This is a genomic window from Kosakonia sp. MUSA4 (assembly GCF_013085925.1).
Classification (GTDB): Bacteria; Pseudomonadota; Gammaproteobacteria; order Enterobacterales; family Enterobacteriaceae; genus Kosakonia; species Kosakonia sacchari_B.
Genome location: NZ_CP025697.1, coordinates 4,445,066 through 4,458,743, shown reverse-complemented (window position 1 = coordinate 4,458,743; position 13,678 = coordinate 4,445,066). Strand labels below are relative to the sequence as shown.

Below are 13,678 nucleotides of genomic sequence, written 5' to 3'. Positions count from 1 at the left end.
CACGCAAAGCAAATGCGCCAGCCCTTGCCCCTTTTTTATTTCCAACGTGGGGAAAAAGTATGCAATTAATTTTAAAATCTAACAAAGGGCTGCATGTTCAATTATCGGCCTCTGATGCCGAAGGGTTATTAAATGTTGCTGCAATGTGCAGATTATTAGGTGTTGACTATAATGGCGTGAGACAACGTATTTTCCGAGGGGATACGATTGAGCAAGCTATTCACCATTATTTAGACAAACAAGGCGGTGAATAATGTCAGGTGGACTAATCGTTAATACGAGTACGATCCGTAATACCGTCGAATTCGTGGTTAACCGTAATTCAATGAAAGAAGCTATGGACGCTTTCGATCAAATTCAGAAGAAAGCCAAAGGCATTAAAGATCCCACGTTGAACATGAAGAGATTCAGCCAGGGGCTAAAGTCTGCTGAAAGAGAATTAGATAAGCTGAATAAGAAAGCCTCTAAGCCACGTAATAGCGATGAACGAGAAAAGGCAAGGGCAGCTAAGGCGCAAGCCCGTGTAGAGGCTCAGGCAGCGAAAGAGGCCGCAAGAAACGCACAGCGCCGTGAACGTGCAGAGCTAAAACTCCTCGACACTGCCAGCAGCTTTAAGAGTATGCAACATCTTACCAATGTTGAGCTTACACAGGCCGCGCTTGCTGCGTCACGGATCACCAAAGCCTATGCAGCAGGTACTATCTCCCTACAACGCCAAAACAGCGAGATCAAACGACTACAGCAGAGCTACAGACGCATTAACGCAGAGCGTAGAGCAGCGGCAAAGGCGGGAGGGGCTAACGCTCTTGGTGGCGGTGGTAAGGCTACAGGGGCTATCTCTGGTTCTCTGATGGGCTTAGGTACTGGTGCGCTGGCTGGCGCTGGTATCGGGGCGGCGGCTTATGGCGCTTATTCATGGGGGAAAGAGGCTGTTACAGCACAAGAAGAGCGCAGCGAGATTGTGCAGCGTGCCAGACTGGGCGGGGTGGATTATAACGTCCTCCAGGCACTTTCCCAGTATGCTACGGCTAATGGGATCGATAGCGGAATGGGGCTGCAAGGTCAGCGGAAGTTGCTTGATAACGGAAAAGACATCTCAGAAAAGCTGGCAGACAGCTACACCAACAGCACCTTTGATAAGAAGTCTGGAAAATGGAAAGGCGGGAACGCCGCAGTAGATACAGCCCTGAACATGGGATTCACAAAAGAAGATCTGAAAGGCTTTCAATCAAACCCCTTCGCCTTCATTTCTGCTTACACCAACACCATGCAGGGGAAAGGGTATTCACAGGAGCAAATTCTCCATAACCTGGAAGACCTTGCAGACGATTTAGGCTTGTATCACAAGGCATTTTCTAATCAAGGAAAAGCGATCACTGATCAGGTGGATGTGCTCAAGCGTAACGGGCAATGGTTGAACCAGGAGCAGCAAGATCAATTAGTGGCGTACCGCAAGTTCAATCAGGAAATGGACATTCTCTCCGATAGCCAGAAGCTGGCCTTCTTCGAAGGGTTTATGTCAGAGATTGACCCTGAAACCATGCGAGAGTTTAAAGAAGCTATGCAGGAGGCGTTACCCTTCTTCAAAGGCGTGGGAAGAGCGGCGGGTGATGTAGTAGATGGCTTAATGAAGCTAACCAACTGGATCACAGGCAAGTTAAACCTCCTGAACGGGGATAACACCTCTAAAGAAGCTGTTAGCCAGCATTACGGCACTACGTCAGCACCTGCACAGCCTGGTGATAATGCTGTAGCTAATGCTTACGGAGCCAGCCAGCCGAAAGCAGATGGCACACACCAGCCTAATGTATTTGATACGATGCGCGAGTGGTGGAACGGCACAGGCGATGCTAAAGACGTGAGCAGCTACGCTCAGAGCGCTAACGGAGATTACTCTCCTGTTTCGATGTTGAAACAGAGTGCAACTTCAACAGCTACGCCAGCCAATGCACCAATTATGCAACCTGTGGTGTTACAGAACAATCTTCCGGCAGGAATGATTGCTCTCACTATTTCCCCTGATCCAACCTTTGGAAATATGCTAAATGCTACCGTTGAACAGCGCATCAATGAAAGTAATCAGCGTATGGTGCTGGCTATTTCATCTGGACAAGGGGCGGGGGACTAATGGCAACAACACCAGGAAGTTTAACAATTGGGGGCGATGCTTCCCGAATCAATTCAACTCAGAACAGCAATAACAGCAGTGCTACCCGTACCAAAGGTGAAAACGGATTCACCATTCTTGCATCGGTATATAACCCGGCATCTGATAACTATATTCGTAACTATCAGGCGATAGTGTTTGATGCAGTGACAGACACGGGAGTCCGTAGACAGGCTGATATTACGAGCTATCCCGTTGAGAGCGGGGCAGAGGTGAGTGATCACGTTCAGATTAAGAATAATACATTCAAAATGTCTGGAATAATCACGGAAACGCCAATCAGGCTTGAGAGAGATTTATTATACAGTGCTGGTGTTAATGGTACGCGTATATCACAAGCTATAACCTATCTGGATCAGATATTTGACAGCAGACAACCTCTGACATTAGTGACAGAGCATAAAGTGTTTGAGAATGTCATTCTCTCCGGTATCAGTTACGATTATAAATCGGAATTTGCTATGCAATTTGACCTTGAATTTGAACAGATCAGATTGGTTAGTAAAGCAGAGGTGAATGTTATCGCCACTAAGACGCAGAGCAATAAAAATGCTGGGGGAACAGTTAAACAAAAAGTTGTTGCGCCGCAGAATGATACGGTGACCACTGCGTTTAAGAAATAAGGGGCTTTAAGCCCCTTTTTTCACTTCTTATTTCGTTGATTGAGCTAACACAGTTGCTGCAAGCTGTTTGGTTTTCTCGCTTGAGCGTGGATTGTCGAGTGCTTTAGCTGCAACTGTTTCCATTACATCACTGGTGTGGCTGGAGGCGGCACGTTGAGAAAGTGCGGAGGCTGCCAGCCGTTTTTGTACCTTTGAAGCATTGGGATCGTTTAAGGTTTGACCAGCAACAGAAGCGATTTTACTTGATGTTTGCTTAGGATTCTTTGCCATTCTTTCAGCCCTTAGGTAGTTGATTGGTCTTATGTGGTGTCTTTAAGTGCTAAATGGCACTACATATAGTGTTTAAGATAGTCCTCACCGTTTCGCTTAGCAATGATGAATAATCACTTTACTGGATAAATTCACAGATAACAAAAAGTGCGGTGTTTTATGCTAATGAATTAACTAAATTAGCCTTTTAATCAGAGGATAATACTGGTTTTATTGATCGATATTTGCTCATAATTTACCATCTCAACATAGCCTGCTAACTCTTCTATGCTCGCGCCTTGTGAGTAAGTTCGAAAAGCTTCGGTTTTTGCTTTCTGTTCAGTATGCCCGGTGATGGCTCCTATGCGCTGTTCAGGGCATCCTGCACGGTCTAAGCAAGTGATAAACATCCCGCGCAAGCTATGGAAGCATTGCCGATCTGTAGCGGTAGGCAAAACCTTATCACGCAGTCTGGTGAAGTTTTGAGAGTAGTACGGCCCTTTCTTACCATCCTTCCTGTTTATCTTGTTAGCTTGCGGGAATAGGTATTCGCCGGAACCGTGGCTCAGGTATTCATCGACAACCGCAGATAGACTGGAATGAATCGGCACATGCCTGATCCCCGCTTTCGTCTTTGATTTCGAGATGTAGAAACATCGAACCCCTTCCACCGTCTGGATCTCCGATTTCTTGAGGCTTGCCAGTTCATCAAGGCGGCATCCTGAAAACAGCCCCATAGTGATAATGTTCCTGATCTCTGGTTCTGCCGCATCAAGTAGCTTTTGCATCTGGTCAGGTGTGAAAGGCTGGTAGCTCTCGATGGTTCGTCGTGCTTCGAGGTTATGACCGTGAAAAGGGTTGCGGTCTGGTATGCCATCATAGCGGCGCTTTGCAAACTCGTAGAGGCTCCCTAAACACGTTAGCCAGTTTTGACAAGATTGATCGGCGGCTCCCTTTTCTTTTTGCGCTTCGAGAAACTCAGTTACCAGGCGACGGCCTATCCTTTCTAAGGCAATGTCGGGTTGTTTGGCACTTTCAAGGAATAGCTCAACGGCTCGCGCTGATTTGCTTAACGTTGAATATGAGCGGCGGTCTTTATAGCTTTCGGCGTATTCGTCCCGTAAGAGGCACAGAGTGGGAATAGAACAGGATCGCGCTACAGGCTGAGGGCGGCTCTTGTTCTTTTTCCCTTCCGTGTGCAAGGCGGCTATAGACTGCTGCAACCACTGATCGGGGTTGCTCGGATTGTACTTCCGCTTAAGCTCTTCCCATTCTAACAACAGGTGGTTTCTGAATCGCCGAGCCTCATTGAGATCACGGGTTGAGGTGGTTTTACGCCACATACGGCACGGATATAAAAATCTTAGATACTTCGGTACGAAGATCTGAAACATCCAGATTCCGTCTTTTCGTTTGTATAAGTACGCCTGGCCCTTGATTGACACGATAATGATCCTCTATTATCACGTAATCAGTTACCTATGCTGATCGCAATATCGTTATCTGTCAGTAGGTTACAGAAGTGGAATGGATTTTTGTTCGATTCCCTTCGCCCGCTCCAGAATCTCCTGCTGTATTTCCCCACAAACTTTCCCTGAAACATGATTATTGCTGGCTGCGAAGCGATGCTGTTGATGATATGTCGTCAGGAACAACGTTCTGCGGTTAACTGTTCCGTCTCGTTATCACGCTCTAAAAAATGGCGCGTAATCGATGTTCTGAACCGGGCGACCTTGACTACGCCAGTATGAATTTTATCGCTGACAGGATGAAATAGAGCGCACAGGCGATCTGCATTATCCGGAAACCCCATCTGAAATAGCGCCAGTCATGGCGTTCTCTGGCGTTAGCCTCGGCAATAGCGGGGTCGCTGTGCTGCTTTCTTCGCTTTGTTCTGAGCACATCAATTGCCCACAGGGCAAGAATTGCCACAACGATTGCTTTCAAAACCAGGATGTTATCCACGATGAGGAAGCTGTCCCTGTTTGTCCACGGAAGGAAACAGCCTAAGCGAAAGACCACATCAAGGCTATGGTGAAGCGCTGCATCATGTGAAGATATTCCTGAATTGACGCGTTTGCGCATGGAACGAAGAAGAGAAGGGTATTAGAGCGTCATTAAACGCAACATCCCGTTGTCGTTTATAAACTTATTGGGCTGGCAAATTTCTGGAGCGGCGATGTTCCTTCACCGCTCCATATTCTACTGTGAGCCGGTTATCCCAGTTTCGTTGTCCGATGAGCGATGTGCGCGCGTAATAACGTTTCCATACTCTCATTGCCCGCAGGTATATCCAGCCGGTTATGATCGATAATCATAGTGTGATTCTTATAGGGCACGAGCATTTTATTATTCTGCAATAAAATTTGCGCAATGAATTCAATACGACCTGCCGGGAATGCCGGTTCTGCTTTAATGATCGCACCACAGGCAATTGTGCCATCCGGCTGGATAAATAAAATGGAATGAAATGTGTCGAAGGTCTCTGATTTCCAGTCTGGCACCGAAAATTGATTGTAATCGATCCCTTTATTTTCACCTTTATTAAAGGTGGTGACATAAAAAGGAATAAAGTCATTCATAGTCAAACACAGCGCCATTAATTGCTCGTTACCCGTGCTCTTGATGGTGTTTGCCAGCAGGCTGAGAACATATTCTGTTTGCGTATAGTCTAAGGCCAGCAACAGATTTTCACCGTTCTGTAATAAGAACAAGAAATTAATTCTGTCCTGCCGCTGCTTGAGCACAAAGTTCGTTACGCAACGTTCTGCGCTGATACTTTGTACCTCATCGAGAGAAATGGCCGGAACATTGGTACTCAACATCTGTGTGTGAGTGTTCACCTGTTCGCGGATCTGGTCAGGTGATTGCTGGTAGATCCGATGTAAAGAGCGGTAGCAGCTAAACAGAGCAAACATCACCTCCTGTAACAGGTTAGGTGGCAATAAAAGTAACTGCTCACTATCGCCAGAATCAATCATCTTCAGCGCAATTACAGGTATACCATCTGCCGAGTTAATAACTCCCGCGTTTATTCCCTTTAACATATTCATTTATCATTCTCCTTTATAGCGATGATATTTTGGAAAGATCAATAACCCTGTCTGCGCAGGCAATAGTGGACGGACGGTGAGCCACAATAATGCGCGTAATATTTAATGACTCAATCGCGTTGTTAATCATTCTTTCATTATTTGCATCAAGATGGCTGGTGGCCTCATCCATAAATAAAATATTGGGTTTCTGATAAAGTGCACGAGCGATCAATAAGCGTTGTTTCTGACCACCCGAGATGCCGCTGCCTAATTCACCAATAATCGTCTCGTAACCCATTGGCATGCGCATAATCTCTTCATGGATATTGCACTTTACTGCACATTCAACAATCAGTTGCTGATCGGCATTATCTTCAAAGCCGGAAATATTATCGGCAATAGAACCTGAAAAAAGACGATCTTCCTGCAATACACAGGCAGTACAGGCGCGGTAATTATTTACACCGATTTTTTTGACGTCAAAATCACCGACGAAAATATCGCCATGATCGGGTGTAAGCAGGCCGGACATCACTTTCAGCAGCGTAGTTTTACCAATTCCGGAGGCACCAATTAATGCCACGGATTCGCCCGCAGCAACGCTAATATTCACATTGGAAAACACCGGTTTGGTCAGTTTGTCATATTGATACGACAAATCCTGAACCTGCAGCGGCACGCCAGCGCTGTCTGCAAAAACTTTCCGCGGCGGTGATTCCGCTTCCGGTTTGCTGAAGACAATTTCTGAAATACGTTCGTTATGCAGCGACAGCATCTTGAACTGCATTGCCAGGTCAATAAGCGACGAGGCGCGCTGGGCAAACTGGCCACGATAGGCGTTAAACGCCATAAACATACCGATAGTCATGGTGTTATCCATTACCATCAGTGCGCCAAGCCACAGAATGACAACCTGATCGACAGAGTTAATAAAAGTATTGATACCGCCGAATAACATATCAAAGCGCGTCTGCCGCAGGCTGGCGTTGCTGACGTCGATATTAGTATTGAGCCAGTGCTGAGAGCGGCGGTTTTTAAGGTTCAGCGATTTTATGGTCGCGATACCGTACAGCGTCTCCATAAAATGGGAACCTGAACGCGCGCGTTTAACGATCAGCTCTTCGCTGATCGTACGGTAAAATTTGTAAGTGATAATTCGCATCGCCGCGTAACACAGGGTAAAGCCGAGCACGACCCAGACCAACCAACCGCCGTACAGACTCATCATAACCAACACGCCCACGGTCATGATGGAGTCGATCGTTCCCATCACAATGTTATTTGTGAAAGTGGCGCGGATGGTATCCAGAGAAGAAAATCGCGACTGGATATCGCCCAGATTGCGCTTTTCAAAAAAGGCGAGCGGCAAGCTCAGCAGATGATCAAAAAAGCTGGTCTTCCACTGAATATCGGTTAGCGTATTCAGCTTCAGTGATACCCATGCCCTTATCATGCTGACTGCGGTCTTGAATAGGGTAAAAAACAGCAACCCGGCGCAGATCACCAGCAGCAGGTTGTTGTCATGGGCGGTGATAACGTGGTCCGTGACCAGCTGCGTGCCCATTGGCATGAGAAGGTTGACCGCCTCAATGACAATGGAAAGCATGAAGATTTTACTCAGCGCCGATTTCAGGCCGACAATATTGCGCATTAAATCCAGCAATTTGAGCCGCGAGCGCTGTTTTTCCTGTTTGAAATGGCTGTCGGGCCACGCTTCGAGGGCGATGCCGCTGAAATTCTCAGACATCTCTTTCTGATGAACAACACGCCGACCCATTGCCGGGTCGTTAATCACGAAGCGTTTGCCTTTTATCGCAACCAGTACCACAAAGTGATTCAATGACCAGTGCAGGACACAAGGAAGGCGCAGCTCTTTTATTTCATCCATGTCGAGTGAGAGGGCGCGCGTTTTCAACCCTGCCGTCTGCGCAACCTGGTTAAGATCGGTTAATGTTGCCCCTTGCGCTGGCGAACCATAGCGATTGCGAAAATTAAAGAGATCAATGTCTTTACCGTAATAACCACAGATCATGGATAAACAAGCATTGCCGCACTCTGCCGCTTCAGACTGAATAATCACGGGTACTTTATTTCTAATGGAGAAATTGATTCTTTTAAATATAGTATCAAGAATAGCTTTATTCATTATTTGGCCCTGTCAAACTCTGTGCAACTTTATACACGGGCGAGAACAGCCACTGATAAAGTGGTCTTTCTTCCATGAAGACAATACTTTTGGCTTTAAGGCCATTTGATAATGCTAGTTTTTTATTTTTATAAATAAATTCATTTTCTTTGATATCTATAATTGCTTTGTACAACGTTAGCTGTGAGTTAGTATTTGTCTGGCCAATGCTATATTCCGATAGCTCTCTTCGTGTCGCTGGCATGGATGATATTGACTTTATCTTCCCGGAAAACTGTCCAAATTTATCTGAGGGAAATGCATCATAACGGATATTCACAGTGTCGCCGACTTTCACATATGGCAGGCTGTTGTCGGGAAGCCATAATAATAAATAATACTTAACATCCGTTAATTGTTTGACCTGGGACAGACTGCTTCCTGCATCAACCATTTGTCCAGGAGTAACTGCAACGGATTCCACTCTGCCAGCAATAGTCGATTTTACCAGGATTTTCCCATTGGCATTCGTTTCAATAAGCTGAGACTGGAAATCGCTTAACTGGTTATATTGTGATGCAATCTGGTTATCCAGTTCTGCAGATTTAACCGTGATATCACTGCGCGACTGGGTGAGTTGTAGTTCGAGCTGCATCTTCTGTGTCGATAAGGACTGAAAGGCATTCTGCTGCTGCACATAAAGGGAATGCTGGTTATTATACTGATCTTTATTAATCAGCCCTTTCTTCAGATACTGATTATAGTTCTGAAGCGCGTCTTCCATTTTCGTTAAACCCTGTTTCGCGGTAGCTAACAGTCCATCAGTTTCCGCAAGTGAATGCTCATAACGCTGGATTTGCCGTTGTGTTGTAGCGATAAAATCATCTTTGTTCACTTTCAGTTTATTGATGATTTCTTCGGCATTGGCAATTTTAGCCTTTATCATCGAAATATTCGTATCAGATACGTTACCCGCATTGGTACTTTTAGATACATCCAGCTCAAAAAGAATGTCACCTTTTTTTACAGTATCACCAACCTGAATAAATTGTTGAGATATAAAACCAGGCTGCGGTGATGAAATATTTAATGGATGGGGAAGGGTAATCACTTCGCCAACGACATCGATACGCTGTGTGAATTTAAAGAAGCAAAGCATGGCGATAAGTATCGCCATAAAAGCGGTACAGCATGCGGAAATAATAAAAGGTGATATGCCTTTAAATAAAATGACCTTGCCTTTCCAGTAGCTTCTCTGGTGGTCTACGGCTTCTTGCCTGAATAATTTTTGACTCATGGGCATATTACCTGACAGTTAAAAAAGGCCCGAACATGTCGGGCCTGAAATCTAAACTTAAATCTTAATCACGGAATAAAAGTACCGTCGAACAAACCGTCCAGGAAGTTCTGGTAGTTTTTCATGGTGCTTTCGAAACCAGAGATAGTTCCGGTGATACCGATTGTAACGGCACCAATCACACCAGCCCCGAGCATACCAACCAACTGGCCAACGGAACCAACACCGATCAGACCACCGCCGTCACCACCGTGTTTACCACCAATAGCAGCACCGGCAGCGAAGCCCAGCGCAGCACCTAACGCGGCGCTTGCGATCGCTTCAACAGTGTTGCTAAAAATAGATGTCCAGCTATTCCAGGAATAAGCTCCGGAGACATTATTCATGTCTTGAACAGATAAAGTTTTCATAAATTTTACCTTAAATGTGTTTTCAGATAATTGTAGTATTGCAAATTTTTCAACTGACAAAATTCAGCTTTCGGTAATGAGTTCCGTGCTGATAGTTTTTATTTTCAGGATGTCATGTCTTAAAAACAACTTAAATTTTGTGAAATCCGGTCATTTAATATTTAATTTGGCCCCTGAAAATGCTTATTGCTAAATAGTATGAGTGCTGTTTAAGATTTTAAAATGAGGTCAACGCTCGTTAATAGTAATAGTCATCCCTGCATTAGCCTGGCCTGGCGTAATCGTGGATGCAATTCGTTTATAACGGGCAGCCAGTGAGATATAAATTGCTGTTTCGTTGTTCAAGTGATATTTGGTTTCTTGAGCAAATTTTAGTGGCGCGTGGCTATAGGCATCAACAATCTCTACCGCAACACCCGTCGCTGGATTCGCAACGCTTGAATCAATGTTTAATAAACCATCACCGCTGCTGCCATTGAGCGCATCAAACTGGACATAAGCAGGAACAGAATCTGCCTGGCAGGTGAGTGTTAAGGTAAAAGGTACATCTTTCGATGTGGGGTTTATATCATGAACATTGAGCTTTCCCAGATTAATTGTGCGATTATAACCACCACCAATAGTACAGCTTTTAAATTTTAATGTTGAACTGTAGGCAGAAACTGTCATAACGGGTACCCCATCCATTGAATATGTTGCGATAGGACCATTGGGCATACTACCGGAACCAATCTTACCAACTTTAATAAAATCAATACGCGTGTAGCTGTTACTTGTCCAGTCTGAGGTTTGTGGTGCTGTAGGCCAGGCTTTATTGGGGACAACTTTGTTAGGTTGGTAGAGATCGCTGATCTGAATACCAAGCCCCTCGACACCCGTCGAATAAATATTCCCTCTTGAATTGCTACCGATAATCGTCGAATACGCCGCGCCCATTGTTGAAGCATATGGACGCTGCGCCGTGGAGTTGCAACTCCATTTCCTCCCCGAAGTATCCATATTGCGGGTCCATAATATTTCTCCGATGGGGGCATTCGGATCAATGGCAATTAAGGGACTATTCAGACGGTACTCGAGCTTATTGCCTTCCACTCCCATGCCAGACGCTGTGGCTCGGCATCCAACAGCCCAGGCCGAAGCTGAATGGAATAGTGATAACATCACTGACGATGTGATAAAAACATATCTCTTCATATATTAACTTTCCTGAAATCTTACTGGCAGACAGCCTCAACCTGCTGGATGCCGGTTGGTGGCGTAGGGGTATCACGGAAGTCGTAAGAAGCTTTGCACTGTTTATTAGCTTCATTGCCCCATTTCGCGAGAAGAGAACCCTGTTCGCTCAGACCCGTTAAATAGACTTGCCCATCTTCACCCACGAAGTTGGACACGTTATTTTCTGCATTCTGCAGCGTTACCGTCGCACCAAAGGGGAGAATTTTTCCTGAACGATCCAGTAGCCTGATAAATCCTTTTATCCCCACTTTGCCTGCAAAACTTGAACGCACAACTGCGCCGCGCGTCGGTACAACCGTCGCCGTGTTGCTGTTCAGCTCCATGTTATCGGGAAGTGTCTCGCTGTTAAGTACGATATCGTTCAGACGATACGGAGTAACGTACGGCACCACGGTATAACCCCGGAAATCTGTCTTCACGCCAGTATGGTTTGACACGCTGGTTCCCGCTGCTCCTGGCGCTTCAACCAGAGCCACGCTTTCTCCAAGCGATTGGCTTAACGTCAGGCCGCGTTCATGAACAACCATTCCCCCTGAAACGCCATAGCTGAGGCGACGGGACTGTTGGCTATAGCCATAGGAAGAAACCAGTTCGCCATACGTTCCCTGGTACGAAAGATCCAGGTTGCCGCTGGCATTCGATTTATTCCCATAGCCCTGCTGAACGCTCCAGTTGAGGTTATTCTCTTCCAGCGCGGTACCGGCCAGGCCAGCCATAAAAGAGGTCTCGCCAGGCCTGGCGACATTCATGTTATTAAAGGCATAGAGGCTATGATTGGTGTGCAGCCATTGATCGAAAGGAAGACTTACCGTCAGACTAATTATCTGATCATTATACGTTTTCTCGAAACGCCCTCTGTTCTGTATGGATTGCACATAGCTATAGTTAAGGCTGTAGCTGATATTATTCCAGCTATTGCTGTAGCTGGTACTGATCGATCTGTTTTGCCGGTTATTATCCCAGTAATCTTCAATGACTCCGCCTAAGGAAACGTAGCCCAGTCGATCGCCAATGTTCTGGTTAATATTCATTTCGGTACGGTTTCTGACACGATACATCTGATATCTGCGGTGATCATCGCGATACGTATTCAGCACATCAGCGAGCGTGTAGAAACCAGAGGTTGAGTATCGATAACCCGCAATAGCGAAATTGGTACCAGTCTGGGTAACATTTTTGCTGTAGCGAATACGCCAGGATTGACCATCGCTTTTATCGGTATCCTGTTTTTTTGACCACGCCTGCGTCACGTCAACTGACACTGCGCCAATCTTTCCCATATTTTTCCCAATCCCTGTAGCCAGCGCCTGATATTTCGACGCAGCCTGAATCCCGCCGTACAGAGTGGCATTAAATGGTAAGCCATAGCTGGCGCTGGCCTGCGTAAAGGGCGTTTTAGCAATGCTGTTGTCGTAGGTGCGATAAACACCAGAGGTCAGGCTGTACTTGAGACTGCCTTCACGTCGCATGACGGGGAGTGAGGCGTAAGGCACCGTAAAGATTTGCTGGCTGCCATCGGACTCCTGAACGGTAACTTGTAAATCGCCGTTAGAGTTCGTCTGGTACAAATCATCAATTTCAAATGCACCTGGAGAAACATAGGTTTCATAAATCTGGTAACCGTTTTGTCGAATAACGATTTTGGCATTGCTTTTAGCAATACCCCGGATGATTGGAGCATAGCCGGTAACGTTTTCAGGAGACATTGTTTCGTCTGTCGCCAGTTGCATACCCGTAAAACCAACGCTGTCGAAAATATCGCCCGGTGACGTACTCTGCCCTAAAACGAGAGAACTACGTAACGGAATAATATCGCGCTGCGCGTAGGTATAAATGTTATCCCACGAATCATCGTTTCGATAATTATCGGTTGTTCTTGACCAGGTGGAATAATGGCGTAAACGCCATGCTCCAATATTCAGGCCCGGCCGCAGGTTCAGGTGGTAACTATCCTGTTTGGCAGAGGTTTGATTGGAACTTGTCTGGCTGGCCAGAAATTTATAATTCAGCAGAAATGCCGGAATACCCTGATCAAATTGTTCAGGAGGAACAATATTCCTATTTTTACGGACTAATGCGGCTTGAGGTATACTTAAATTAAGACGTTGGTGTTCCGTATCATACTGTGCCGTAGCTTCTGGTATAAGTGAAAGAATATCACAACGTTGAGGATCTTTTGCCAGCCAGGCATTCTGCTTGATGTAATTTTCATTTAGACCTAATGAAATTAATTTTGGCAGATTAAGGCAAGGCGACAGCCCAATGGTATCACTTGTCTCATCTTTTTGGGCCCTGAATTCAACATCACTCGTTTCAATTGCTTTACCATTCAACCAAATGTCAACACGGTAAGTGCCAGGGCTCTGGCGTAATCCCATGTCAAAATAAGAGAGGTCGCCAACTTCATTTTGCTGATCGCTGTTTTTTAAAAATTCAGGGTTGAAGAGGCTTTGGGCTGCGACACAATCCGAAAAAAAAATGACACAAGAGTAACGCGAATCAACAGGCTTAACCCCGTCTTATAATTGACGCTGAA

The 13,678-nt window shown here is 45.7% G+C and carries 11 protein-coding genes; 3 read left to right on the top strand and 8 right to left on the bottom strand.

Going from position 1 to position 13,678, the window contains the following annotated elements; translation table 11 throughout:
• Positions 1–59 precede the first annotated feature (59 nt).
• The 3 genes from C0557_RS21000 to C0557_RS20990 are packed head-to-tail and all read left to right on the top strand — an operon-like array spanning position 60 to position 2,790.
• Positions 60–254 carry a hypothetical protein gene (locus C0557_RS21000; RefSeq protein WP_080818183.1) on the top strand — a complete coding sequence of 65 codons (195 nt, stop codon included), beginning with the start codon at positions 60–62 and terminating at the stop codon, positions 252–254.
• Positions 254–2,128: a hypothetical protein gene (locus C0557_RS20995; protein WP_208660735.1), complete on the top strand. Its 1,875-nt coding sequence runs from the start codon at positions 254–256 to the stop codon at positions 2,126–2,128. Before C0557_RS21000 ends, C0557_RS20995 begins: the two co-directional genes overlap by 1 nt.
• Positions 2,128–2,790 carry a phage baseplate protein gene (locus C0557_RS20990; protein ID WP_208660733.1) on the top strand — a complete coding sequence of 221 codons (663 nt, stop codon included), beginning with the start codon at positions 2,128–2,130 and terminating at the stop codon, positions 2,788–2,790. The genes C0557_RS20995 and C0557_RS20990 overlap by 1 nt, the downstream gene beginning before the upstream one ends.
• A 27-nt stretch (positions 2,791–2,817) precedes the next feature.
• Here C0557_RS20990 and C0557_RS20985 read toward each other — a convergent pair whose 3' ends face one another.
• The 8 genes from C0557_RS20985 to C0557_RS20945 form a co-directional block, all read right to left on the bottom strand.
• Positions 2,818–3,060 carry a hypothetical protein gene (locus C0557_RS20985; protein WP_053894008.1) on the bottom strand — a complete coding sequence of 81 codons (243 nt, stop codon included), beginning with the start codon at positions 3,058–3,060 and terminating at the stop codon, positions 2,818–2,820.
• Positions 3,061–3,251: 191 nt separating this feature from the next.
• Positions 3,252–4,484, bottom strand: a complete 1,233-nt coding sequence (locus C0557_RS20980) for a tyrosine-type recombinase/integrase (RefSeq protein ID WP_208660731.1) — start codon at positions 4,482–4,484, stop codon at positions 3,252–3,254.
• Positions 4,485–5,255: 771 nt separating this feature from the next.
• On the bottom strand, positions 5,256–6,092 hold the full coding sequence (yjeJ, locus tag C0557_RS20970; protein ID WP_208660729.1) for a YjeJ family protein: 837 nt from the start codon (positions 6,090–6,092) through the stop codon (positions 5,256–5,258).
• 13 nt (positions 6,093–6,105) lie between these two features.
• Positions 6,106–8,220, bottom strand: a complete 2,115-nt coding sequence (locus C0557_RS20965) for a peptidase domain-containing ABC transporter (RefSeq protein ID WP_208660727.1) — start codon at positions 8,218–8,220, stop codon at positions 6,106–6,108.
• Positions 8,213–9,496, bottom strand: a complete 1,284-nt coding sequence (locus C0557_RS20960) for an HlyD family secretion protein (RefSeq protein WP_208660725.1) — start codon at positions 9,494–9,496, stop codon at positions 8,213–8,215. Before C0557_RS20960 ends, C0557_RS20965 begins: the two co-directional genes overlap by 8 nt.
• Positions 9,497–9,564: 68 nt before the next feature.
• Complete coding sequence (locus C0557_RS20955) at positions 9,565–9,906, bottom strand: hypothetical protein (RefSeq protein ID WP_208660723.1); 342 nt, start codon at positions 9,904–9,906, stop codon at positions 9,565–9,567.
• Between the two features lie 228 nt (positions 9,907–10,134).
• Entirely contained in the window at positions 10,135–11,100 is a 966-nt protein-coding gene (locus C0557_RS20950) for a fimbrial protein (RefSeq protein ID WP_208660722.1), read from the bottom strand.
• Positions 11,101–11,120: 20 nt separating this feature from the next.
• Positions 11,121–13,622, bottom strand: coding sequence for a fimbria/pilus outer membrane usher protein (locus tag C0557_RS20945; protein ID WP_253073841.1), 2,502 nt, complete (start codon positions 13,620–13,622; stop codon positions 11,121–11,123).
• Positions 13,623–13,678: the final 56 nt, after the last annotated feature.